Source organism: Mixta tenebrionis (assembly GCF_006517625.1).
GTDB classification, from domain to species: domain Bacteria; phylum Pseudomonadota; class Gammaproteobacteria; order Enterobacterales; family Enterobacteriaceae; genus Mixta; species Mixta tenebrionis.
The window spans coordinates 14,301-37,082 of record NZ_VHQI01000001.1 but is presented as its reverse complement, the minus strand read 5'-3'; the positions used below and the strand labels follow the sequence as shown (position 1 = coordinate 37,082).

21 protein-coding genes are annotated in these 22,782 nt (G+C 58.3%); 12 read left to right on the top strand and 9 right to left on the bottom strand.

The features are described from left to right. The 11 genes from FKM52_RS00145 to tyrP all read left to right on the top strand — a co-directional run bounded on the left by FKM52_RS00145 (nt 1) and on the right by tyrP (nt 10,330). A complete protein-coding gene (locus FKM52_RS00145; protein ID WP_141174183.1) occupies nt 1-1,110 on the top strand; it encodes a branched-chain amino acid ABC transporter permease in 1,110 nt (369 codons plus the stop codon). Next, on the top strand, nt 1,107-1,874 hold the full coding sequence (locus tag FKM52_RS00140) for an ABC transporter ATP-binding protein (protein ID WP_141174182.1): 768 nt from the start codon (nt 1,107-1,109) through the stop codon (nt 1,872-1,874). The genes FKM52_RS00145 and FKM52_RS00140 overlap by 4 nt, the downstream gene beginning before the upstream one ends. Next, a complete protein-coding gene (locus FKM52_RS00135) occupies nt 1,867-2,589 on the top strand; it encodes an ABC transporter ATP-binding protein (protein WP_141174181.1) in 723 nt (240 codons plus the stop codon). The genes FKM52_RS00140 and FKM52_RS00135 overlap by 8 nt, the downstream gene beginning before the upstream one ends. 25 nt (nt 2,590-2,614) lie before the next feature. Then, nucleotides 2,615-3,772 carry a branched-chain amino acid ABC transporter substrate-binding protein gene (locus tag FKM52_RS00130; RefSeq protein ID WP_141174180.1) on the top strand — a complete coding sequence of 386 codons (1,158 nt, stop codon included), beginning with the start codon at nt 2,615-2,617 and terminating at the stop codon, nt 3,770-3,772. A gap of 18 nt (nt 3,773-3,790) precedes the next feature. After that, nucleotides 3,791-4,273 (top strand): L-2-amino-thiazoline-4-carboxylic acid hydrolase, encoded by a 483-nt coding sequence (locus FKM52_RS00125; RefSeq protein WP_141174179.1) that lies wholly within the window; start codon nt 3,791-3,793, stop codon nt 4,271-4,273. Further along, on the top strand, nt 4,270-5,505 hold the full coding sequence (locus tag FKM52_RS00120; protein WP_141174178.1) for a M20 family metallo-hydrolase: 1,236 nt from the start codon (nt 4,270-4,272) through the stop codon (nt 5,503-5,505). The genes FKM52_RS00125 and FKM52_RS00120 overlap by 4 nt, the downstream gene beginning before the upstream one ends. A 167-nt stretch (nt 5,506-5,672) precedes the next feature. Further along, nucleotides 5,673-6,044, top strand: a complete 372-nt coding sequence (locus tag FKM52_RS00115; protein ID WP_244316938.1) for a carboxymuconolactone decarboxylase family protein — start codon at nt 5,673-5,675, stop codon at nt 6,042-6,044. Next, nucleotides 6,041-6,976, top strand: a complete 936-nt coding sequence (locus FKM52_RS00110) for a tripartite tricarboxylate transporter substrate binding protein (RefSeq protein ID WP_141174177.1) — start codon at nt 6,041-6,043, stop codon at nt 6,974-6,976. The genes FKM52_RS00115 and FKM52_RS00110 overlap by 4 nt, the downstream gene beginning before the upstream one ends. Nucleotides 6,977-7,000: 24 nt before the next feature. Continuing rightward, the gene (locus FKM52_RS00105) at nt 7,001-7,411 is read left to right on the top strand and encodes a tripartite tricarboxylate transporter TctB family protein (protein WP_181407868.1); all 411 of its coding nucleotides are present in this window, start codon (nt 7,001-7,003) and stop codon (nt 7,409-7,411) included. A gap of 18 nt (nt 7,412-7,429) precedes the next feature. Further along, nucleotides 7,430-8,917, top strand: a complete 1,488-nt coding sequence (locus tag FKM52_RS00100) for a tripartite tricarboxylate transporter permease (protein WP_141174175.1) — start codon at nt 7,430-7,432, stop codon at nt 8,915-8,917. A 201-nt stretch (nt 8,918-9,118) separates the two neighbouring features. Continuing rightward, nucleotides 9,119-10,330 carry a tyrosine transporter TyrP gene (gene tyrP, locus FKM52_RS00095; RefSeq protein ID WP_141174174.1) on the top strand — a complete coding sequence of 404 codons (1,212 nt, stop codon included), beginning with the start codon at nt 9,119-9,121 and terminating at the stop codon, nt 10,328-10,330. A 96-nt stretch (nt 10,331-10,426) separates the two neighbouring features. Here tyrP and FKM52_RS00090 read toward each other — a convergent pair whose 3' ends face one another. Genes FKM52_RS00090 through FKM52_RS00080 form a run of 3 tightly spaced genes read right to left on the bottom strand, consistent with a single transcriptional unit; the run spans nt 10,427 to nt 12,946 of the window. Next, nucleotides 10,427-11,239, bottom strand: coding sequence for a MetQ/NlpA family ABC transporter substrate-binding protein (locus FKM52_RS00090; RefSeq protein ID WP_141174173.1), 813 nt, complete (start codon nt 11,237-11,239; stop codon nt 10,427-10,429). Nucleotides 11,240-11,259: 20 nt separating this feature from the next. Then, on the bottom strand, nt 11,260-11,928 hold the full coding sequence (locus FKM52_RS00085) for a methionine ABC transporter permease (RefSeq protein ID WP_141174172.1): 669 nt from the start codon (nt 11,926-11,928) through the stop codon (nt 11,260-11,262). After that, nucleotides 11,921-12,946 carry a methionine ABC transporter ATP-binding protein gene (locus tag FKM52_RS00080; RefSeq protein ID WP_141174171.1) on the bottom strand — a complete coding sequence of 342 codons (1,026 nt, stop codon included), beginning with the start codon at nt 12,944-12,946 and terminating at the stop codon, nt 11,921-11,923. The genes FKM52_RS00085 and FKM52_RS00080 overlap by 8 nt, the downstream gene beginning before the upstream one ends. Before the next feature lie 284 nt (nt 12,947-13,230). Here FKM52_RS00080 and FKM52_RS00075 point away from each other — a divergent pair, with 284 nt between their 5' ends. Continuing rightward, nucleotides 13,231-14,061 (top strand): alpha/beta hydrolase, encoded by an 831-nt coding sequence (locus tag FKM52_RS00075; protein WP_220446285.1) that lies wholly within the window; start codon nt 13,231-13,233, stop codon nt 14,059-14,061. 64 nt (nt 14,062-14,125) lie between these two features. Here FKM52_RS00075 and FKM52_RS00070 read toward each other — a convergent pair whose 3' ends face one another. From FKM52_RS00070 to FKM52_RS00045, 6 genes are all read right to left on the bottom strand, one after another. Further along, on the bottom strand, nt 14,126-14,866 hold the full coding sequence (locus FKM52_RS00070) for a nitroreductase family protein (RefSeq protein ID WP_141174170.1): 741 nt from the start codon (nt 14,864-14,866) through the stop codon (nt 14,126-14,128). Nucleotides 14,867-14,948: 82 nt separating this feature from the next. Then, the gene (locus FKM52_RS00065; protein ID WP_141174169.1) at nt 14,949-15,815 is read right to left on the bottom strand and encodes an MBL fold metallo-hydrolase; all 867 of its coding nucleotides are present in this window, start codon (nt 15,813-15,815) and stop codon (nt 14,949-14,951) included. Between the two features lie 301 nt (nt 15,816-16,116). Next, a complete protein-coding gene (narI, locus tag FKM52_RS00060) occupies nt 16,117-16,794 on the bottom strand; it encodes a respiratory nitrate reductase subunit gamma (RefSeq protein WP_141174168.1) in 678 nt (225 codons plus the stop codon). Beyond that, the gene (gene narJ, locus FKM52_RS00055) at nt 16,794-17,492 is read right to left on the bottom strand and encodes a nitrate reductase molybdenum cofactor assembly chaperone (protein ID WP_141174167.1); all 699 of its coding nucleotides are present in this window, start codon (nt 17,490-17,492) and stop codon (nt 16,794-16,796) included. Before narJ ends, narI begins: the two co-directional genes overlap by 1 nt. Beyond that, entirely contained in the window at nt 17,492-19,027 is a 1,536-nt protein-coding gene (narH, locus tag FKM52_RS00050; RefSeq protein WP_141174166.1) for a nitrate reductase subunit beta, read from the bottom strand. The genes narJ and narH overlap by 1 nt, the downstream gene beginning before the upstream one ends. Continuing rightward, on the bottom strand, nt 19,024-22,764 hold the full coding sequence (locus FKM52_RS00045; protein ID WP_141174165.1) for a nitrate reductase subunit alpha: 3,741 nt from the start codon (nt 22,762-22,764) through the stop codon (nt 19,024-19,026). Before FKM52_RS00045 ends, narH begins: the two co-directional genes overlap by 4 nt. Nucleotides 22,765-22,782: the final 18 nt, after the last annotated feature.

The following is a 22,782-nucleotide window of genomic DNA, read 5'->3' as shown; positions in this document are numbered from 1 at the left end:
ATGACAACTTCAACATTACCTGTGGCAGCGCCGCGTTCGCACCGTCTCTGGTCCGGGCTGGCGCTGTTTATTCTCGCTATCGCTATCGCCCCGATCGTGGCCGGGCAGCTTGGCGGTAATTATTGGGTGCGGGTGATCGATTTCGCCCTGCTCTATATCATGCTGGCGCTGGGGCTGAATATCGTGGTGGGCTTTACCGGCCTGCTGGATATGGGCTTTATCGCCTTTTACGCCGTGGGTGCCTATCTGGCGGCGCTGCTGGCCTCGCCGCATCTGCTGGAATCGTTTCCGCTGATCCAGGCCTGGTTCCCGGACGGGCTGCATACTTCCTACTGGCTGATTATACCGGCTGCCGCCGTGCTTGCCGCGATCTGCGGCATTCTGCTTGGCGCGCCTACCCTGAAATTACGCGGCGACTACCTGGCGATTGTGACGCTCGGCTTTGGCGAAATCATCCGTATTCTGATGCGTAACCTTGACCGTCCCGTCAATATTACCAACGGCGCGAAAGGTATCTCCGGAGTGGATACTGTTTCGCTGTTTGGCGTGAAGTTTAGCGGCGCGCAGCACTGGTTTGGTATGAAAATTCCCTCGCTGTGGCTGTGGTACTACCTGCTGATGGCAATGATTGTGGTGATTATCGTGGTCTGCCTGCGCCTGCAACGCTCGCGTATCGGGCGCGCCTGGCACGCCATTCGCGAAGACGAGGATGTCGCCCGCGCGATGGGAATTAACGTGCGCAACTATAAACTGCTCGCCTTTGCCATGGGCGCCTCTTTCGGCGGCGTTGCGGGCGCCTTGTTCGCTGCTTTTCAGGGCTTTGTCTCGCCGGAATCTTTTACCCTGCAGGAATCGATCGCCGTGCTGGCGATGGTGGTGCTGGGCGGGATGGGCCATATACCCGGCGTGATCCTTGGCGCGGTGCTGCTGACCGCCCTGCCGGAACTGTTGCGTAGCCAGGCGGCGCCGCTACAGCAGGCATTATTCGGCAGCGTACTGATCGATCCGGAAATCCTGCGTCAGCTGTTTTATGGGCTGGCTCTGGTGCTGGTTATGCTGCTGCGTCCGGCGGGCATCTGGCCTGCGCGTCATGCGGAGGCGAAGCCATGAATCTGCTAACTATTACCGGGATGAGCAAGCGCTTCGGCGGCGTGCAGGCGGTTGATAACGTCTCTCTCACCGTTCGCCCCGGAGAGATTTACGGTCTGATCGGGCCAAACGGCGCCGGAAAAACCACCTGTTTTAACCTGATTACCGGGCTTTATGCGGCGGACAGCGGCATGTTTCTGCTTAACGACGCGCCCTATTCACCGCGCAATGTGGAAAAAGTGACCCGTGCCGGCATCGCCAGAACTTTCCAGAACGTGCGGCTGTTTAACGAGATGTCGGTATTGGAAAACGTCATGGTTGGCCGTCATGCGCGCACCCGCAACGGCCTCTGGGCCGCGCTTGTCCGCCATCGGCGCGCTCGCCAGGAAGAGGAGCATACCCGCGAGCAGGCCTGGCGCTGGCTGGAATATACCGGTATCGCGCAGTTTGCTCACTATCGCGCCTGCGATCTCGCCTATGGCCATCAACGCCGGCTGGAAATCGCCCGCGCGCTGGCGACCGATCCGCTGCTGCTGGCGCTGGATGAGCCGGCAGCCGGAATGAACGCCGCAGAAAAAGCGGCGCTTGGCGATCTGCTAAAGCGCATCCGTGATGACGGTAAAACGCTGCTGATGATTGAGCATGACGTCAAGCTGGTGATGGGCATCTGCGATCGCTTAACGGTGCTCGATTACGGCAAGGTGCTGGCCAGCGGCGATCCGGAAAGCGTACGCCGCGATCCCCGTGTTGTTGCGGCCTGGCTTGGAGGACAAAAACATGTCTGAACCACTACTGCGCGTTAATCAGCTGGGGGTGCATTACGGCGGCATTCAGGCCGTGCGCGATGTCTCGTTTGCGCTGCATGAAGGCGAACAGGCCACGCTGATTGGCGCCAACGGCGCCGGAAAAAGCTCTACGGTACGCGCCATTACCGGGCTTCAGCCCTTTCGCGGCGAGATTATTTACCGCGGCCGACAGGTAGCGAAACAGAAGCCGGAAGATCTGCTGCGCGCCGGACTGGTGATGGTGCCGGAAGGACGCGGCGTCTTCGCGCGTATGACGGTAATGGAAAACCTGCAAATGGGTGCCTGGCTACGGCGCGATAGCGCAGCGGTTAAAAGCGAAATCGCGGATATCTTTAGCCGCTTCCCACGCCTTGGCGAGCGGCAGCATCAGCTGGCCGGGCTGCTCTCCGGCGGCGAGCAACAGCTGCTGGCGCTGAACCGGGCGTTGCTCAGTCGTCCACGCCTGTTGATTCTGGATGAGCCGTCAATGGGGCTGGCGCCGCTGATGGTTGAAAACATTTTCAGGGTGATCGCCACCCTGCGCGATCGCGGCGTCGGCCTGCTGCTGATTGAGCAAAACGCCCGGCTGGCGCTGGAGATAACCGATAACGCCTGGGTGATGGACAGCGGCAACATCGTCCATCACGGCGATTCACGCGCCCTGCTTGCGGATGACAGCATTGCGCAAATTTACCTGGGCGAAATGCCCGCCTGACAGCAACCAACACCAGGAACAAATAATGAAAAAAATTACCCTCAGCGTGCTAAACGCCGCCATTCTCGCCGCCGGTTTCGCCAGCGCGCCCGGCTGGGCGCAGAAGAGCGAAACGGTGCTGATCGGCCTTGCCGGACCGCTAACCGGGCCGTCGGCGCGTATCGGCAAGGATCTGGAAAACGGCGCGCAGCTGGCTATCGACGACATAAATAAGCAGCGCCCGGTCATTGGCGGCAAAGCCATTACCTTTAAGCTGCAGTCGGAAGACGATCAGTCCGACCCGCGTACGGCGGTTGCCGTCGCCCAGCGCCTGGTGGATAACGAGGTGGCCGGCGTAGTTGGGCACTGGAACACCGGCACCAGTATTCCGGCGGCGCGCGTTTATCACGATGCGGGGATCGCCCAGGTCGCGCCGGTAGCCACCGGTCACGCCTATACGCGCCAGGGCTTTGATACCAGCTTCCGCGTTATGGGGCACGATGATGACGGCGGCCAGCTGGCGGGACAGTACGCGTTGCAGACGCTGAAAGCGAAACGCATCGCGGTTATCGACGATCGCACCGCCTTCGGGCAGGGGCTGGCCGATGAGTTTATTAAGTCGCTGGAAGCCCAGGGCGTAAAAATCATCGATCGCCAGTATGTGGATGAGAAAACCGTAGATTTCAGCGCCGTGTTGACCTCGATCCGCAGCAAAAATGCCGATCTGATTTTCTTCGGCGGCGTTGACAGCCAGGCGGCACCGCTGGCGCGCCGCATGAAGCAGCTGGGCATCAACGCCACGCTGATGGGCGCGGGCGGCTTCGTCAGCCAGACCTTCCTGCAGCTGGCGCAAAAAGAGGGTGAAGGCGTGGTGGCGCTGGAACCTGGCCTGCCGGTGGATCAGATGCCGGGCGGAAAAGCATTCGAGCAGGCGTACCAGTCGCGCTATCACACCCATATCGAGCTGCATGCGCCCTTCGCCTATGACGCTACCCGCGTACTGGTAGCGGCGATGGAAAAAGCTGACTCCGTCGATCCTGCTGAGTATCTGCCCGCGCTGCGCGCTATCAGCTATTCCGGCGTAACCGGGCAAATCGCCTTTGATAAAGAAGGCAATCTGCAATCGCCCTCGTTCACCGTGTATAAAGTGGTGGACGGTAAATGGCAGCCGCAAACCGTTCTTGGCGGCGGTGCCGCGAAATAACCGTAGTGAGGCAATGTGATGAGTAATAATAACGAGCTGGGCATTCTCGCCCGCCGCAAAATTGAAGCTGAAATTATTAAACCGATCTATGAGATCATGGTGCGCGAGCTGGGTAAAACTCAGGCGCAGGCCATCATCGGCGAAGCTATTGAGCAGGCGGCTATCGATGCCGGCGCGCAGTTTGCGCAGCAGGAGCCTGATGGCGCGGATCTGCGTAGCTTTGTCGCCCTGCAATACCTGTGGGAGAAAGATAACGCGCTGGAGGTTCGGGTGATCGATAACGACGATCAACAGTATAACTATGACGTTACCCGCTGCCGCTATGCCGAGATGTATCACGAAATGGGTCTCGGCGAGATCGGTCATCTGCTCTCCTGCGCCAGAGACGATAAGTTTATCGTCGGCTATGCGCCGGAGGTGGAGCTGACGCGCACCACCACCATTATGCAGGGCGCCCGCTGCTGTGATTTCCGCTATCGCGTCAAAAAGGAGCAGCCATGAGCGAGGCTATCACCGTTAATGCCGCCCGCCTGTGGTCAACGCTGGAAGAGATGGCGCAGATTGGCGCGACGCCCGCCGGCGGCGTTACGCGCCTGGCGCTGAGCGAGGAGGATCGCCAGGCGCGGGATCGGCTGCGCGACTGGGCGTTACAGGATGGTTTTCACTACGAGGTGGATACGCTGGGCAATATGTTTATCCGCCGTCCGGGGAAAAATCCGCAGCTGGCGCCGGTACTGACGGGATCGCATGTAGATTCGCAGCCGCTGGGCGGACGCTACGATGGTATTTACGGCGTGCTGGCGGGTCTTGAAGCGCTGCGCACGCTGAATGAACGGCGGATAGAAACCGAGCGCGATATCCTGCTGGTGAACTGGACCAATGAAGAAGGCGCGCGCTTTGCGCCGGCAATGCTGGCGTCCGGCGTCTGGACCGGCCATTTTACCGAGGAGTTCGCCCTTTCGCGTACCGATAGCGCGGGCGTCAGCGTTGGCGCGGCGTTACAAAAAATCGGCTACCGCGGCGCTCTGCCAGCGCGTGCCTTTCCGCTGCACGCCTGCTATGAAGTGCATATTGAACAGGGACCGATTCTGGAAGAGGAAGGCATCGATATTGGCGTGGTTCAGGCGGCGATGGGCCAGCGCTGGTATACCGTTACCCTTAACGGTTTTGCCGCCCATGCGGGCACCACGCCGATGAGCAACCGTCGCGATGCCGTAAGCGGCTTCGCCCAGCTGGCGCTGGCGGTGGAGCAGATTGGAGTGCGCCACGCGCCGGACGGCAGAGCCACCGTTGGCATGGTGCAGAATACGCCTAACTCGCGCAACGTGGTATCAGGCCGGGTGATATGCAGCGTGGAGTTTCGTCACCCGCAGGCGGCGGCGCTGGAAAGCATGGAGCAGGCGCTTTATCTGGCTATCGACGCGCTGAGCGCGCGCCGGCTGGAGACGCAGGTCGAACGAATTTTCAACTATGCGCCCATTGCTTTTGATGCCGGCTGCATCGCCCGCGTGGCGCAGGCGGCGGATGGCCTGGGCTATGCCTGGCGTCCGATGGTTTCAGGCGCCGGCCATGATACCTGCTATCTCAACGCGATCGCCCCGGCCAGCATGATTTTTATTCCCTGCGAGCAGGGCATCAGCCACAACGAAGCGGAAAATATTCTGCCCGCCTGGTCTGAAAAAGGCGCCAACCTTCTGCTTAATACGCTGCTTGCGGCGGCGCTGGAACAGTAAATCCGCTCTCTGCCCCTGCTCCGGCGGGGGTAAAATACGCTGCCGCCGCTACGCTTAAAAAACGACCGCCGTCTCAAATCCTTCTTTCCTGTCGGGGTAATATGCTGACGACCGGATGGCGCGCCTCAACGTCGTCTCTCCTCCCCTCAACTATTTCGGTGAATAAAATGATGAAGGATTATCATCAGTTTGACGCCAGCGTCTCTCAGTGCGCGGATATGCTGGAAGAAGAGCTTCCTGACGTTTTATCAAATTTCCAGAATATGGCGAAAGCGGCCAAAGAAGATGGCGCTCTTGCCCGCAAAACCAAGCTGCTGATCGCGCTGGGCATTGCGGTTTCCAACCGCTGCGATCCCTGCATTTCCCGCCATGCGCGGCTGCTGGCCGAATGCGGCACCAGCCGACAGGAGATCGCGGAAGTCTCCGGGATCTGCGTCAGCATGAACGGCGCGCTTGTTCTGACCTATGCAGCCTCAGCGCTGGAAGCCTTTGATTACTTTACCCAGCAGCTGGAGGCGGCGCCGGAGTCAGAGGCATGAAAAAATGGTTATGGCTGGCGATACTGCTGCTGTTAACCACCGCCTCCCCGCTCGTCGGCGCGGCGTTTCCCGGCGCGCCGGTAAAAATAGAGGTGGGCGCCGCCGCCGGCGGCGGAATGGATATTGTCGCCAGAGCGTTAGCTGAACGGCTGGCGCCGCGTCTGGGGCAGCCGGTGCTGGTAAGCAATCGGCCGGGCGGCGGCGGGCTGATGGCGATGATGGCGCTGAAAAACGCCGCGCCGGATGGCTATACTCTGGCGCTGGTGCCCTCCTGGACGCTGAGCTATCAACCGCTGGTGACGCAGCATTATCAAAAAAGCGATTTCACCCTGCTGGCGACGCTTTATCGCGCGCCGGACGCGCTGATTGCCAGAGGCGACGCGCCGTGGAATTCTGTCGCGGAGATGCTGGCCGTAGCGCGCGCCAGCCGACAAAAGCTGCTGTTCGCTTCGCAAGGTCCGGTCGATCGGCTGATTGTAAACTGGCTCGCCCGCCAAACGGACAGCAAAATTGCCGTCATGCCCACGAAAGGCGGCGGCGAAATGATCCCCCGGCTGCTGGGCGGTCATGTTGACTTCGCCTACAGCGCCACCATGCATACTCAATATGTCAGCGCGGGAAAAATAAAGGTGCTGGCGTCGCTTGCCGATCGGCGTCAATCCGTTGCTCCTGAGGTTCCCACACTGCAGGAACAGGGCTGGAATATCGCGCTTAACACCTTCTTTATTACCCTGCTGCCGCGCAATACGCCGTCGCCGATAGCGGAGCGGCTGGCCGGAGCTTTACAGGAAACCATGGCTGATGAATTCATACGAGCGCTGATTGAAGATAAGCTGATGATGAATATCGATTTCCGGCTGTTGGCAGCGGCTGACGCGCTTATCGAACAGCAGCGGGCGGAAATGCGTATCATGCTTGATGCGTTGCAATAGCCTATGAAAGAGCGGATGGCAGCTGTGATTTATACTTTTTTGCTGCTGTTTGCCCTGTTTACGCTCTTCGTCAGCCAGCAACGTAATCCTGGCGCGGGCGATGCGGGCTTTTCTCCGGCGCTATTACCCAGCGCCTGTGCCGGTATCATCGCGCTGGCGTCGCTGATACTGCTTATCAAAAGCTGGCGTAAACGGGCGGCGGTTCCCTCAGCTTCTGCCGGTTGGCGGCGAGCCGCAGCGGTGCAGGCAGCCATCATCAGCTACGGCATACTTTATGCGTTTTTCGGCTTTACCGTTGCCGGAATTGCGCTGCTGCTGCAGCTACAGCTGATAATGGGCCAGCGGCGTTGGATGGTGTTGTTATGCCTTTCGCTGCCGCCGCCGCTGCTTTTATGGCTGATCGGTACGCGTCTGCTGGGCGTGGCCTTGCCCTGAGAACAGGTAAAACCGCATATGGATATCATTATTTCCGCGCTGTTGGCCAGCCTGTCCATAGATAACCTGCTCTATATTCTGGCGGGCGTTATGCTGGGCAATATTATTGGCGCTATTCCCGGCCTGAATGCGGTAATGGCAATCGCCATTGCGGTGCCGCTTACCTTCTCAATGCCTGCGGTAAGCGCGATTGGTTTTTTGGTCGGCATCAATAAGGGCGCGGCCTTCGGCGGTTCGGTATCCGCGATTATGTTAAATGTTCCCGGTTCGCCAGATGCCGCCGCTACCTGCTTTGATGGCTATCCGATGCATTGCCAGGGCAAAGGCGTGAAAGCGCTGAAGCTTTCCCTGTTTGCCTCCGCGTTTGGGGATTTTTTTTCTACCCTGATACTTATCCTGATCGCTATTCCCATCGCCAGCCTGGCGATCCAGCTCGGCCCGGCGGAGCTTTGCGCGCTGATTATCTTCGCGCTGGCGGCGGTCGCCGATCTTGATTCAGACGATATCTGGCAAGGGATAATGGTGACGGCCCTGGGAGTATTACTGAGCGGCGTTGGACTGGATCCGCTCTTCTCTCTGCCGCGCCTGACATTCGGCTTCTACCAGCTGGAAGGCGGCATACCGCTGGCGCCGGCCGTTATTGGTCTGCTGGCGATGGCGGAGATCGCCCGGCAGATAGCAAATTACCAGCGGCAGATTAATCAACCGCAGCCTGCTGCCTTAACGCAGGCTAGCCGGCAGCTAAATCGCCTGCGGCTGAGAGAATTTATACGCCTGCTGCCCGCGTTGTTACGCGGTTCGCTGGTTGGCGTGTTCGTTGGTATCGTGCCTGGCATCGGCGGGACGGTATCCGCCTTTTTAAGCTACGGCGTAGAGAAAAAACGCGCCAAAGATAGCGCGAGTTTCGGTAAGGGGCGCAGCGAAGGGGTTGTGGCGCCGGAAGCCGCAAATAACGCGGTGATTTGCGCCAGCCTGATTCCGCTCTTTACTCTGGGGATTCCCGGCAGCCTGGTTTCCGCGCTGCTGATCGGCGCGTTTATGCTGCACGGCATTACCCCTGGTCCGCTGATGTTCGAACAGCATCCGGCAACGGTTTATGCTATCTACAGCACCATGATGCTGAGTAACCTTTTTAATCTGCTGGTTGGCTATGCCGGGCTGTTTTTCTTTATCCGGCTGCTATCGATACCGCAGGTTGCGCTCTATCCGCTTATCATCTTCTTTTGCTTTGCGGGTATCGCTGTCACTGACGGCAGCTTTACCGCCATTGTCATCGCCACGCTGTTTATGTGCCTGGGATATATGCTGCTGGCGCTAAGGCTTTCGATTGTTTCCTTCATTATTGGTCTGGTGCTGGGGCCGCAGCTGGAGCTTTATCTGCAGCAGACCATGATTATTGGCGACGGCACGCTCGCGCCGCTGTTTACTCGCCCGCTGGCCTGCATGTTGATGCTGCTGAGCCTGCTGGTGATGGGCAGAAAAGTACTGCCGCGCCGTGCGGGTTAGCGTCGCCGCGCCGCGTCAGCACGGTTAACTAATGCCGGCTTTGCGCGGCGGTTTTCTCCTGTTAATTTTACTTTACGCCAGAGGCGGCAAATATTGCGGCCTTGCGGCCGGTAGTGCGTAATGAAGAATTGACGGGGTGTAAAGTTTAACTTACCCTGCGCAGCGTCTGGTCTTTAGCACCGCGTTTATTCAGGGGAAGGCGTGAGGAATCGCACTTTTGGCAGTATTTTTATCGTTGCCGGCACTACCATCGGCGCCGGCATGCTGGCGATGCCGCTGGCGGCGGCCGGCGTTGGGCCTGGCGTTACGCTGTTATTGCTGATCGGGCTGTGGGCGTTGATGTGCTATACCGCGCTGCTGCTGGTGGAAGTTTATCAGCATAGCCCGGCGGATACCGGGCTGGGCACCTTAACCCGGCGCTATCTGGGCAGGCCGGGCCAGTGGCTGACCGGCTTCAGTATGCTGTTCCTGATGTACGCGCTGACGGCGGCCTATATCAGCGGCGCAGGCGAACTGCTGGCGGCCAGCCTGAGCCAGTGGCTGTCGGTTAACCTCTCCGCCAGCGGCGGCGTGCTGCTGTTTACGCTGATTGCCGGCGGCGTAGTCTGTACCGGCACCCATATGGTGGATATGTTTAACCGCGTGCTGTTCAGCGCCAAAATTATCCTGCTGGTGGTGATGCTGGCGTTGATGATGCCGCACATTCATCAGACCAACCTGATGACGCTGCCGCTGGAGCAAGGGCTGGTACTCTCCGCCATCCCGGTGATTTTCACCTCTTTCGGCTTTCACGGCAGCGTGCCCAGCATCATCAGCTATCTCAACGGCGATCTGCGCCGGCTGCGCCGGGTGTTTATTATCGGCAGCGCGATCCCGCTGGTGGCCTATATTTTCTGGCAGCTGGCTACGCTGGGCGCCATCGACTCCGCAGCTTTCAACGCCCTGCTGGCCGATCACGCCGGTCTGAATGGTTTGTTGCAGGCGATTCGCGAAGTGGCTGCGTCGCCGCACGTTGAACTGGCGGTACACCTGTTTGCCGATCTGGCGCTCGCTACCTCCTTTCTCGGCGTATCGCTGGGGCTGTTCGATTATCTTGCCGATCTCTGCAAGCGTAACGCTAACGTGACGGGACGCCTGCAGAGCGGGCTGTTAACCTTTCTGCCGCCGCTGATCTTCGCCCTGTTCTACCCGCAGGGTTTTGTGCTGGCGCTTGGCTACGCGGGCGTTGCGCTGGCTATGCTGGCGCTTATCATTCCGGTATTGCTGGTGTGGCGCAGCCGTCGTCAGCATGGCGCGGCAGCTTACCGCGTTGCCGGCGGATGGCCGCTGTTGATGTTGGTGTTGGTTTGCGGTATTGGCGTAATAGCCATTCAGATGCTGATCGCCGCCGGCTGGCTGCCTGAGGTGGGATAAAAGCGTGGGCCGGATGACCCTCGCCTTTGCGCGCCGGCCGTATCCCGTGCGTTATATAAGCTAATGCCGCCCCGACAGGCTATCGGGGCAGCGCTTTTAGTTGTTCACCGGGATCACTGCGCCTTTATATTTACTGCGAATCCACTCCTGAATGGTTTTTGAGTGCAGCGCCTCCACCAGCGCGACGATATCTTTCTTCTTCTCATCGCCGCGGCGTACGGTAATGATATTGGCGTAAGGATTGTTTTCCGCGCTCTCCACCGCAATCGGATCTTTTACCGGATCGAGGCCCGCATCGATGGCGTAGTTAGCATTGATCACCACCGCATCGCCCTCGTCGTTAGCGTACATCTGCGGCAGCAGCGACGCTTCGACGTTCGGCATAAACTGCAGCTTTTTCGGGTTCTCGACGATATCGTCGATGCGGGCGTTAACCTTATTTACGCCCGGCTTCAGTTTGATCACCCCTTCCCTCTCAAAAATCGTCAGAATACGTCCTTCTTCGGAAACCGCATCGCGCATAATGACCTTGCCGTTCTGCGGCAGATCCTTCAGCGACTTATATTTCTTTGAGTAGATGCCGATCGGTTCGATGTGAATCGCCCCGGCGCTGACAAAATCGTAATCCTTGTCGCCCGCGTGATCTTTCAGCACGCTGTTAAGGTAAGGAATATGCTGGAAATAGTTAGCGTCGATATCATGGCTGGCCAGCGCGGTATTAGGCAGGATGTAATCCTGGAAAGGTTCGATCTGCAGATCGATGCCCTGCTTTGCCAGCATCGGCTTCGCCTGCTCCAGAATTTCCGCATGCGGAACGTTAGAGGCGCCGATTTTCAGCGTATCCGCCCAGGCGCTCAGACTCATGGTGCCCAGCGCCGCCGCCACCAGCAGCGTAATGGTTTTTTTCATGATGTGTGTTCTCTGTGTAATTAGCGTTTGTCTAACGAACGGGTGATCAGATCACCAATAAACTGAATGATAAACACAACGATCAGGATGGTGACGGTCGCCACCAGCGTGACGTCATTATGGTTGCGCTGGAATCCTTCCAGGTAGGCGAGATTCCCCAGCCCGCCCGCGCCGATTACGCCCGCCATTGCGCTGTAGCTCACCAGCGCGATCAGCGTAACGGTAATGCCGGAAACCAGCGCCGGCGACGATTCCGCCAGCAGCACGCGATATATCAGGGTGCTCAGCCGGGCGCCCATAGCGCGGGTCGCTTCTATTACGCCTTTATCCACCTCGCGCAGCGCGATCTCCACCAGCCGGGCGTAAAACGGCGCGGCGCCAATAATCAGCGCCGGCAGCGCGGCGTTCGCGCCGAGAATGGTGCCTACCAGCGTTTTGGTAAAGGGGATCAGCAGCACGATCAGGATAATAAACGGGATGGAGCGAAACACGTTTACCAGCACTGAGATCAGGCTATAGAGCTTACGGTTGGGAAACAGGCCGTCGCGCGCGGTTAAAAACAGCGCCAGCCCCAGTAAAATGCCCAGTACAAAGGTCGCCGCGCCGGAGATAGCGGTCATATAAAGCGTTTCGCCGGTGGCAGCCCACAGCCGCTCCCATTTCAGATGCGGGAGAAGGGTTTCAGTCATGCTTTACTACCTCGGCCTCAATATGATGTTGCTGCAGATCGCGCAGAATACTTTCCAGCTGTTCCGGCGAGGTCGCCGCCTGTAGCCAGAGCTGACCAAAGCGCCCGTGAGCCGTCTGGGTAATCTTGCCGTGCAGAATGTTAAACGGCAGCCCGTAACGCAGAGTCAGCTCGCCGACGATCGGCTGGTGCGTACTGTTCTGGAGAAAGGTCAGCCGGATAATGGCGCCGGGCAATTCGGCGGCCAGCTGCGGATCGAAATCGTCTTGTTCGTCGTTGAACTGACTGACCTGACGCACAAACTGGCGCGTAATCGGCTGCTGCGGATGGGTAAAAACGGACAGTACCTCGCCCTCTTCCACCACGCGTCCGTTCTCCATCACCGCCACGCGATCGCAAATTTTGCGAACGACATGCATCTCATGGGTAATTAATACGATGGTGAGCTTAAAGCGGCGATTAATATCCAGCAGCAGATCGAGGATGGCGTCGGTGGTTTGCGGATCGAGCGCCGACGTGGCTTCATCACACAGCAGCAGGTCCGGACGATTAGCCAGGGCGCGGGCGATGCCGACGCGCTGTTTTTGTCCGCCCGACAGCTGCGCGGGCCAGGCGTTCTCGCGCCCTTTCAGCCCGACCAGTTCAATCAGCTCCGCTACGCGCGCGGTGATTTCCGCTTTCGGCACGCCGGCGATCTGCATAGAGAAAGCGATATTCTCGCTGACGGTACGCGACCAGAGCAGATTGAAATGCTGAAATACCATACCGATCTTAAGCCGCGCCTGGCGCAGCGCTTCACCGCGCGCGGCGGAAATATCCTGACCGTCAATGGTAACGCTGCCGCTACTGGGCTGCTCCAGGCCGTTAAACATGCGAATCAGGGTACTTTTTCCGGCGCCGCTATAGCCGATAATGCCGTAAATCTGCCCTTTCTCAATAGTCAGGTTAACATCATCCACCGCGGTAATCGCTGCCGCGCCGGGGTTAAATACTTTGCGAATATCCCTTAAGACAATCATAAGTTCTCTGTATAGCAGGCGATAAATAACTACAGAAACAAGGCGCTAACTTCCCCTGCCGCTGCCAGCCGCAACGGTTCCCGGTATCATAGGGTGAGCCATGTTTTAATAAAATGAATAAAAGGTTATTTCTTATAACTATTTATTAGCTAATGATTATATTTTCCTGGAAAATTTAACCCTCATTCTGATGTTAAAAGCACCCAATGCTGCTGCCGTCCTGCCGGGCCGATCTATGATGGGCATGGAAGCCGCTCAGGCGATAAGAGATGTCAGGAGGAACTATGCAGTACAGAGGAATGGATAAGGCGCAGCTTGATGCCGCCTACAATAATAGCCAGGCGGTCGCCGATTTCCCGGCGCTGCTGACCAGCTTCAAAAGCATGAGCGCAGAAATCTGGCCGGCGTATGCGCACCGGCGTAATATTCGCTACGCGCCGCAGCAAGACAGCGCCCGCACCCGGCTGGACGTACTCTATGGCGCCGGACCAGGCCGGAAAACCTTGCTTTTTATTCATGGCGGCTACTGGCAGGCCTGTGATAAAGAGGATTTCGCCTTTATCGCCAGACCGTTTCTCGATCGCGGTATTAACGTGATTCTGATTGAATATACGCTGGCGCCGCAGCAGACTATGACCGGCATCGTTGGTGAAATTGCGCAGGCCATCAGCTTTATTGACGCCAACAAAGCCGCGCTAAATATTGAACATTCCGCGCTTTATCTTGCCGGCCACTCGGCGGGCGGCCATCTGACTTCGCTATTCCGCAGCGATCGGCGCATTGCCAAAGCGATTCCCATCAGCGCGCTGGTTGATTTACTACCCATCAGCCTGTGCTGGCTGAATGACAAACTGCGCCTGACGTCGCAGGAGATTGAGCGCTTCAGCCCGGTCAGGCATATCGCTCCAGGCATGGAGACTTTGGTGTGCGTTGGCGGCGGCGAACTGCCTGAGCTGGTGCGTCACTCAAAGGAATATGCGCAGCGGCTGCTGCAACGGGGCGAGAAAGCGCGTTTCTGCGCCGTGGCCGATGATAATCATTTTTCCCTGCTGACATCGCTGGCTGACGCCGACAGCGATTTTTTCAAAACGGTTTATGCCTTTATCAATGATTAAGCGGCGGTTAACGAAAAAACGGAGGCTGCGGCCCCCGTTTTATTGTGCGGTTGCAGATTGCACATCACTTATCTTTGCCGAAACCCTGTTTTAGCAGCGCAGGCAGCACCTCCGGGAAATAGATGTGCTTATAGTAATTGGTCACGGTCTGGCTCCAGTTCTCGCCGCCGTTACGATCGATGGTTCTCCAGTGCTGCTCCAGCTCATCGCTGAACCGGGCGATCTGTTCCACCATCCCCTCCGTCTGATATTTTTCATCGTGGCGGAAGGTAGAGAGCGGCAGGCGCGGTTTCAGCTCGGCCGGCCGATCGACATAGCCCAGCGCCAGGCCCACCAGCGGAAAGGTCAGCGGCGGCAGGCCAAACAGCTCGATAAACGCCAGCGGATTTTTCCTGATGCCGCCAATCGGCACCACGCCAAGTCCCTGCGCCCGCGCCGCCGCCATCGCCGAGGCCAGCGCGATGCCAACGTCGGTGCTGCCGGAAACAATGCTTTCGATACTTTCATGAGCGATCTGCTGTTCGTTAATCAGCTTCATCGCCTCATGTGATTTATGCATATCGAGAACAAAGGTGATAAACACCGGCGCCTGCGCAATCCATGGCTGGCCGCCGGCCAGTTCGGCGATTTTCGCTTTCGTGACTTTATCGCGTGTAACCACAACCGAAACCTGCTGGGAATGAATAGAGGTCGGCGCACGGTAAGCAGAAAGAATAATGTTATCCAGAATCGCGTCCGGTATCGCTTTATCAAGATAGCTGCGATCGCTGCGATGATTAATCAATGTATCAATAACTGGATTCATTTTTCCTCCGGTAAAGTTAAACCCTGGCGAATTGTAGAGAAGCATTTTTTTAGCGGCTTGCCACTCTGTGCCCCGCCCCAGGCTAAAACGTCGCGGGCATTTCCCGCAGCGACAGCGGCCAGTCGCCGGGCCAGACATAGTGATCTTTCAGAATACGGCAGCTGTATTCCAGACAGATGCGCAGCGGCATTTCCGGATAAAGACGATCCATATTTTCCTGGAGCTCGCGGCCGTCCGACGCTTTGGCAAACTGTCTGAAGAAATCGTGAATATAGCGGCGGGTAAAGCTGATGGCGGACGGCATCAGATGCAGCGTGGATGAGGAGTGACCGGGGATCACCGTCTCAGGTTTCATTTTCTCCAGCCGATCGAGGGAGGCCAGCCATTTTTGCAGCCGCTCCGGCGTGCGCATATCCGCCAGCCAGACGTGACAATCAGAAAACACCAGATCGGAAGCGATCAGCGTACGCGTTGCGGGTATCCATAAGGGCGCGATCTCAATACAGTCGCCGCACATCACGCCGGGGATCTCAATTGGCTGTCCTTCCAGCCAGATCACCTCCTCTTCCAGCCGCTCTGCGGTAAACTTTATCGTGGCGCCGTTTTTCTTCAGTATGGTTCTGCCCCACCAGGCGATTTTGAAATCCCAGGCGTCGTTAATCTCATCCGCGATCTCCCGGTAAGCGATAATCCGCGCCTCAGGCCAGACCTGCTTAATTACCTCAATTCCCAGATAGTGGTCGGGATGCAGGTGGGTAATAAAGATGGTGGTCAGGTTGCGCTGCAGCTCCAGCAGTTCGGCAACCAGCCGGTGTGCATTAGCAAGCGTAAACTGTGCGTCGACCAGTATCGCCTCCTGCTCGCCATAGATAATTGTCGAGGTAACGCCGAATCCATCCTGTTTATCACTGCTCAGAAACACTTTTGTTTTAAGGGGTGTGCTCTCCATTTCATTACTCCGCTTCATGAATTCCTGTTCATCATAATTTTTCCCCTTGATGAGTACAGTAAACAGCGGTTAATAGCTTATTGCGTAATGAGAGAAAAATCGGCGGGCGACAACAGGTTAACTACGGTTAGCCTTGCGGAAAAAGGTTTATTACCCTTAATCATTTTGTGGACATTGCGTTTTCAGAGATCTGGTCTAATTTTAGTAATGAGTTCCTGTGTAACCCTTTGCTGTAGACGCCTCTTCGTCATCCGGCCCCGTACCATTGCCACGGAGCCGGATTTTTTTTGCCTGACGTCCCTCAGCGGCGGGCGCGTACCAGCTGGTAGCGGCGCGTAAAGTATTCAAAGGGCGCGCTCCAGACATGCACCAGGCGCGTAAACGGGAATACCAGGAAGATCGTCATACCCAGCACCAGATGGATGCGATAGATCCACTCTACGCCGTCCAGCCAGGTTGAGGCGTTGCCCTGGAAAGTCACCACCGACTGCGCCCAGCCAACCAGCTTCATCATCCCTACGCCGTCCATATGGCGCAGCGAGAAGAGAATCGAGGTCAGCCCCAGAATCAGCTGTACCATCAGAATACCCAGAATCACGATATCGGCGCGGGTAGAGGTGGCGCGAATGCGCGGGTTAAACAAACGACGCTTCAGCAGCATCAGCCCGCCTACCAGCGCCATCAGGCCGAATACGCCGCCGGCGATCATCGCCAGCTTCTGCTTGGTGGCGATGGCAAGAAACGGCTCATAGACCCAGTGCGGCGTCAGCAGGCCGAACAGATGGCCGAAGAAGATGCCGATGATGCCGATATGGAACAGATTGGAAGCGAGGCGAAAATTCCCTTTATCCAGCATCTGACTGGAGCCGGCGCGCCAGGTGTACTGCCCGTAATCGTAGCGCAGCCAGCTGCCGATGATAAACACCGTTCCGCACAGGTAGGGATAGATTTCGAAAAAGAAGATGTTCAGGTAGTGCATTATTTGGGACCTCCGGCCGACAAGTCCAGATATTGCGGTATGGGCTGCTGCTGGAAGCGCTGCTGATGCGCTTTTTCCGGCGAGGTATCACCACACCCCTGCGCCCGGTCATCGATAAACTTGATTTGCGCCTCTTCCCAGACGGCATCGAGCGCTTCGCGGGTATCATCGCGCGGCTCCTTGCTGACCTGTTCGGCGACGCTGCTGCTGCGCAACGGGCTGCCCGCCCAGGAGAGCAGTACGTCAAACAGCTGGCTGAAGGCGCTTTCGCGCTGGCGCAGCCTTCCGCCGATCAGCGCCAGGATTGGGGCGACATCCTGTAGCCCCTGGCGCGCCGCCTCCTGCGGCTGCAGGCTGAGATATTCCAGATAGAGCGGCAGATAATCCGGCAGCTCGCGGCAGTTGAGCAGCAGGCCCGCCTGCTCATACTGCGACATCAGATCGACCATCGCCTGGCCGCGATCGCGCGATTCGCCATGCACGTGCTCAAACAGCAGCAGCGAGGTGGCGCAGCCGCGATCGAAGGTTTCGCACCACTCCGCCTGGCGATCGAGTAAATTGCCGCCGAGCCAGCGATCGGCAAAGGCCCGCAGCGCCGGCGTCTGCTCCGCCGCCAGCGCGCACAGCGCTTCGCGATCCTCCCACAGCTCCTGCTCCGGATACTCCAGCAGCAGCGCAATGACTTTCAGCATCTGCATTATTCGCCCTCCGCCTTGTGGGTGATGTTGATGGCGTCGATGCGGCGGCTGTTAAACAGGTTAAACTTGCTGTCGCTGCCGTGGCAGCCGTCGCCGAAGGTAAAGCCGCAGCCGTTGCGCTCCGGAAAGGCGTCCGCCGCCAGCTCGCGGTGGCTGGTGGGGATCACGAAGCGATCTTCATAGTTGGCGATCGCCAGATAGCGGTACATATCCTCAACCTGCGCCACGCTAAGCCCTACCTCTTCGATGGCGCGCGTATCGGTCACGCCCTCTACCGTCTGCGAGCGTTTGTAGTGGCGCATCGCCATCATGCGCTTCAGCGCGCGCAGCACCGGCGCGGTATCGCCCGCGGTCAGCAGGTTCGCCAGGTACTGCACCGGAATGCGCAGCGACTCTACCGCCGGCAGCACGCCGTTGCTTTTCGGCAGCTGGCCGGCATCCGCCACTGACTGAATCGGCGACAAAGGCGGCACATACCACACCATCGGCAGCGTGCGGTATTCAGGATGCAGCGGCAACGCCAGCTTCCAGTCCATCGCCAGCTTCCACACCGGCGATTTCTGCGCCGCTTCCAGCACATTCTCCGGGATGCCCTGCGCCAGCGCCTCGGCAATCACTTCCGGGTCGTTAGGATCGAGGAACACCTCAAGCTGACGCTCGTAGAGATCGGTTTCATGTTCGGTACTCGCCGCCTCGGCGATGCGGTCGGCGTCATACAGCACCACGCCCAGATAGCGGATACGCCCTACGCAGGTTTCCGAACAGACGGTCGGCATGCCCGATTCGATACGCGGATAGCAAAAAATGCACTTCTCTGACTTGCCGCTTTTCCAGTTGAAGTAGATTTTTTTGTACGGGCAGCCGCTGATGCAGAGACGCCAGCCGCGGCATTTATCCTGATCGATCAGCACAATGCCATCCTCTTCGCGCTTGTAGATGGCGCCGCTGGGACAGGTCGCCACGCAGCTGGGGTTCAGGCAGTGCTCGCACAGGCGCGGCAGATACATCATAAAGGTGTTTTCAAACTGGCCGTACATCTCCTTCTGCATCGCCACAAAGTTGCTGTCCTGCGAGCGCATGCTGAATTCGCCGCCGAGGATCTCCTCCCAGTTGGGGCCCCATTCCACCTTGTTCATGCGTTTGCCGCTCACCAGCGAACGCGGGCGCGCGGTGGGCTGATATTTACCCTCCGCCGCGTTGTGCAGATGCTGGTAGTCAAAGCTGAACGGCTCATAGTAGTCGTCGATGCCCGGCACTTCCGGATTGGCGAAAATTTTCGCCATCACGCCCGCTTTGCCGCCCAGCCGCGGCTCCAGCTTGCCGTTGATTTTACGGATCCAGCCGCCCTTCCATTTTTCCTGATCTTCCCAGGCCTTGGGATAACCGATGCCGGGCTTGGTTTCCACGTTATTAAACCAGGCGTATTCCATCCCTTCGCGCCCGGTCCAGACGTTTTTACAGGTGATGGAGCAGGTATGACAGCCAATGCATTTGTCGAGATTCATCACCATCCCGACCTGTGAACGTATCTTCATTTCGTCTCCCCCTGCACCTGGTCCTGGCCTTCGCCGTCCAGCCAGTTAATGTTTTTCATTTTGCGGATCATAATGAACTCGTCGCGGTTGGAGCCGACGGTGCCGTAATAGTTAAAGCTGTAGGCCAGATGGGCGTAGCCGCCGATCATATGGGTCGGTTTCGGGCAGATACGGGTTACGGAGTTATGGAAACCGCCGCGAATGCCGGTCACTTCCGAGCCGGGGATATTGGTAATGCGCTCCTGCGCGTGATACATCATGGTAGAGCCGGGCTTGACGCGCTGGCTTACCACCGCGCGGCAGGTCAGCGCGCCGTTGGCGTTAAACACCTCTACCCAGTCATTATCCTTAATGGCGAGATCGCGCGCGTCATCCTCGCTCATCCAGATAATCGGCCCGCCGCGCGACATGGTCAGCATCAGCAGGTTTTCACTGTAGGTGGAGTGAATGCCCCATTTCTGGTGCGGCGTCAGAAAGTTGAGCGCCTTTTCCGGGTAGCCGTTGGAGGGAATATGCTCCAGCTGCGTTACGCTGCGCGTATCGATCGGCGGACGATAGGAAACCAGGCTTTCGCCAAAGGCGCGCATCCACGGGTGATCCTGATAAAGCTGCTGACGGCCGGAGATGGTGCGCCACGGAATCAGCTCATGCACGTTGGTATAGCTGGCGTTATAGGAGACATGCTCATCTTCCAGGCCTGACCAGGTGGGGCTGGAGATGATTTTGCGCGGCTGTGCCTGGATATCGCGGAAGCGGATCTTCTCCTCTTCCTTGCGCTGCGCCAGATGGGTGTGCTCGCGCCCGGTAATTTCCCCCAGCGCCGCCCAGGCTTTCATCGCTACCTGACCGTTGGTTTCCGGCGCCAGCGTCAGGATCATCTCTGCCGCGTCGATAGCGCTGTTAATCATCGGCTGCCCCTTCGCCGGGCCGTCCGCCTTGACGTAATTCAGCTTGCGCAGCAGATCTACTTCGCTGGCGGTGTGCCAGTTGATGCCTTTACCGCCGTTGCCGATTTTCTCCAGCAGCGGTCCGACCGAAGTAAAGCGTTCCCAGGTGGCGGGATAGTCGCGCTCAATGGTGATGATATTGGGCGCAGTCTGGCCGGGGATCAGATCGCACTCGCCCTTGTGCCACTCCTTAATATCGTAGGGCTGCGCCAGTTCAGCGGGCGAGTCGTGCTGGATTGGTTGCAGCACCACGTCCGTCTCCTGGCCGAGATGGCCGACGCAAAGCTTCGAGAAGGTTTTGGCGATATCTTTATAGATCTCCCAGTCGGTGCGCGATTCCCAGACCGGATCGACAGCGGCGGAGAGCGGATGGATAAACGGATGCATATCCGTAGTGTTCATATCATCCTTCTCATACCAGGAGGCGGTCGGCAGCACCACGTCGGAGAACAGACAGGTGGTGGACATGCGGAAGTCGAGCGTCACCAGCAGATCCAGCTTGCCCTCCAGCGCTTTGGTCTGCCACTCCACCTCTTCCGGGATGGCATCGCCCTTGCCAATGCACTCCTCGCCCTGAATGCCGCTGTCGGTGCCAAGCAGATATTTCAGCAGGTACTCATGCCCCTTACCGGAGGAGCCAAGCAGGTTGGAGCGCCAGACAAACAGGTTGCGCGGATGGTTGTTGCCTTCATCCGGCTGTTCGCAGGCGAAGCGCAGCTTGCCGCTTTTCAGCGCCGCCACCGTATAGTCAACCGGCGACTGGCCCGCCTGCGCCGCCTGCCCGGCGATACGCAGCGGGTTGGTATTGAGCTGCGGCGCCGATGGCAGCCAGCCCATACGCTCGGCGCGCACGTTGAAATCGATTAGCTGGCCGGTAAAGCGCTGTTTCTGCGCAATTGGCGATAGCAGTTCGTTGATGCTCAGCTTCTCAAAGCGCCACTGGCTGGCGTGGGCGTAAAAGTAAGAGGTGCTGTTCATCTGGCGCGGCGGGCGCGTCCAGTCGAGCGCAAAGGCGAGCGGCATCCAGCCGGTTTGCGGCCGAAGTTTTTCCTGGCCGACATAGTGCGCCCAGCCGCCGCCGGTTTGCCCGACGCAGCCGCAGAACACCAGCATATTGATCAGCCCGCGGTAGTTCATATCCATGTGATACCAGTGGTTCAGACCGGCGCCGACGATAATCATCGAACGTCCGCGCGTCTTGTGCGCGGTTTCGGCAAACTCGCGCGCGATCTGCTCCAGATTTTTGCGCGGCACGCCGCTGATCTGCTCCGCCCAGGCGGGAGTGTAGGCTTTGATATCGTCGTAGCTCTGCGCGCAGTTGGCGTCGTCCAGCCCGCGATCCAGCCCGTAGTTAGCCAGCAGCAGATCGTAAACCGTAACTACGCGTCCCGCGCTGCCGTCCGCCAGGGTAATCTGCCTGCTCGGCAGCTGGTGCAGCAGGATCGGATCCTGTTTTACGTGGCGGAAGTTAGGATTTTCATTGCCGCCGTAGTAAGGAAAGGCTACCGGCACCACCGCGTCGCGGTCGTCAATCAGGCTGAGGCGCAGCGTTACCTCATTGCCCGCCGCCAGCGGCTCCAGGTTCCATTTGCCCTTTTCGCCCCAGCGGAAGCCGGCGGAGCCGTTCGGCACCACCAAATCGCCCGTTTCGCTGAAGGCGACGGTTTTCCAGTCAGGGTTATTGGTTTCACCCAGCGCATCGCTCAGATCGGCGGCGCGCAGCAGGCGACCGGAGGTGTAATAGCCGTTCTCATCCTCTTCCAGCAGCACCAGCATCGGCATATCGGTATAGCGGCGCGCATAGTTAAGGAAATAGTCGCTGGGGTTATTCAGATGAAACTCTTTCAGAATCACATGTCCCATCGCCATCGCCAGCGCGCTGTCGGTGCCCTGTTTCGGCGACAGCCACTGGTCGCACAGCTTGGCTACTTCTGAATAGTCCGGGCTGATGGCGATGGTTTTGGTGCCCTTATAGCGCACTTCGGTGAAGAAGTGGGCGTCCGGAGTACGCGTCTGCGGCACGTTGGAGCCCCAGGCGATAATATATGAGGAGTTATACCAGTCGGCGGATTCCGGCACGTCGGTCTGTTCACCCCAGGTCATCGGCGAGGCGGGCGGCAGGTCGCAATACCAGTCGTAGAAGCTAAGGCTGGTGGCGCCAATCAGCGACAGGTAGCGGGTGCCCGCCGCATAGGAGATCATCGACATCGCCGGGATCGGCGAAAAGCCCGCCACGCGATCCGGTCCGCAGTGTTTGATCGTCCAGATATTGGCGGCGGCAATCAGCGTGTTCAGCTCCTGCCAGCTGGAGCGAATAAAACCGCCGTGGCCGCGAACTTCCTTATAGCTGCGGCTCTTTTCCGGGTCCGAGACGATGGAATCCCATGCCAGCACCGGATCGCCGTGCTGCGCCAGCGCTTCGCGCCACAGTTCGACCAGGCGGCGGCGCACCAGCGGATACTTCAGGCGGTTGGCGCTGTAAATATACCAGGAATAACTGGCGCCGCGTGGACAGCCGCGCGGCTCGTGGTTCGGCAGATCGGGCCGCGTGCGCGGGTAGTCGGTCTGCTGCGTTTCCCAGGTGACCAGCCCGTTCTTAACGTAAATCTTCCAGCTACAGGAGCCGGTACAGTTGACGCCGTGCGTCGAGCGTACAATTTTATCAAACTGCCAGCGCTGCCGATAACTGTCTTCCCAGTCGCGGTTGCTGTTCATCAGCTGCCCGTGCCCATCGGAGAATGTATCGCTTTTCTGTTTGAAATAGCGAAACTTATCCACCAGTTTACTCATTACCCGCTCCTTGCAGAG

What these genes read in the sequence shown, in the direction of transcription:
- FKM52_RS00145 (WP_141174183.1), top strand. Translation starts at nt 1, where the DNA reads ATGACAACTTCAACATTACCTGTGGCAGCGCCGCGTTCGCACCGTCTC.
- FKM52_RS00140 (WP_141174182.1), top strand. Translation starts at nt 1,107, where the DNA reads ATGAATCTGCTAACTATTACCGGGATGAGCAAGCGCTTCGGCGGCGTG.
- FKM52_RS00135 (WP_141174181.1), top strand. Translation starts at nt 1,867, where the DNA reads ATGTCTGAACCACTACTGCGCGTTAATCAGCTGGGGGTGCATTACGGC.
- FKM52_RS00130 (WP_141174180.1), top strand. Translation starts at nt 2,615, where the DNA reads ATGAAAAAAATTACCCTCAGCGTGCTAAACGCCGCCATTCTCGCCGCC.
- FKM52_RS00125 (WP_141174179.1), top strand. Translation starts at nt 3,791, where the DNA reads ATGAGTAATAATAACGAGCTGGGCATTCTCGCCCGCCGCAAAATTGAA.
- FKM52_RS00120 (WP_141174178.1), top strand. Translation starts at nt 4,270, where the DNA reads ATGAGCGAGGCTATCACCGTTAATGCCGCCCGCCTGTGGTCAACGCTG.
- FKM52_RS00115 (WP_244316938.1), top strand. Translation starts at nt 5,673, where the DNA reads ATGATGAAGGATTATCATCAGTTTGACGCCAGCGTCTCTCAGTGCGCG.
- FKM52_RS00110 (WP_141174177.1), top strand. Translation starts at nt 6,041, where the DNA reads ATGAAAAAATGGTTATGGCTGGCGATACTGCTGCTGTTAACCACCGCC.
- FKM52_RS00100 (WP_141174175.1), top strand. Translation starts at nt 7,430, where the DNA reads ATGGATATCATTATTTCCGCGCTGTTGGCCAGCCTGTCCATAGATAAC.
- FKM52_RS00090 (WP_141174173.1), bottom strand. Translation starts at nt 11,239, where the DNA reads ATGAAAAAAACCATTACGCTGCTGGTGGCGGCGGCGCTGGGCACCATG.
- FKM52_RS00085 (WP_141174172.1), bottom strand. Translation starts at nt 11,928, where the DNA reads ATGACTGAAACCCTTCTCCCGCATCTGAAATGGGAGCGGCTGTGGGCT.
- FKM52_RS00080 (WP_141174171.1), bottom strand. Translation starts at nt 12,946, where the DNA reads ATGATTGTCTTAAGGGATATTCGCAAAGTATTTAACCCCGGCGCGGCA.
- FKM52_RS00075 (WP_220446285.1), top strand. Translation starts at nt 13,231, where the DNA reads ATGCAGTACAGAGGAATGGATAAGGCGCAGCTTGATGCCGCCTACAAT.
- FKM52_RS00070 (WP_141174170.1), bottom strand. Translation starts at nt 14,866, where the DNA reads ATGAATCCAGTTATTGATACATTGATTAATCATCGCAGCGATCGCAGC.
- FKM52_RS00065 (WP_141174169.1), bottom strand. Translation starts at nt 15,815, where the DNA reads ATGGAGAGCACACCCCTTAAAACAAAAGTGTTTCTGAGCAGTGATAAA.
- narI (WP_141174168.1), bottom strand. Translation starts at nt 16,794, where the DNA reads ATGCACTACCTGAACATCTTCTTTTTCGAAATCTATCCCTACCTGTGC.
- narJ (WP_141174167.1), bottom strand. Translation starts at nt 17,492, where the DNA reads ATGCAGATGCTGAAAGTCATTGCGCTGCTGCTGGAGTATCCGGAGCAG.
- narH (WP_141174166.1), bottom strand. Translation starts at nt 19,027, where the DNA reads ATGAAGATACGTTCACAGGTCGGGATGGTGATGAATCTCGACAAATGC.
- FKM52_RS00045 (WP_141174165.1), bottom strand. Translation starts at nt 22,764, where the DNA reads ATGAGTAAACTGGTGGATAAGTTTCGCTATTTCAAACAGAAAAGCGAT.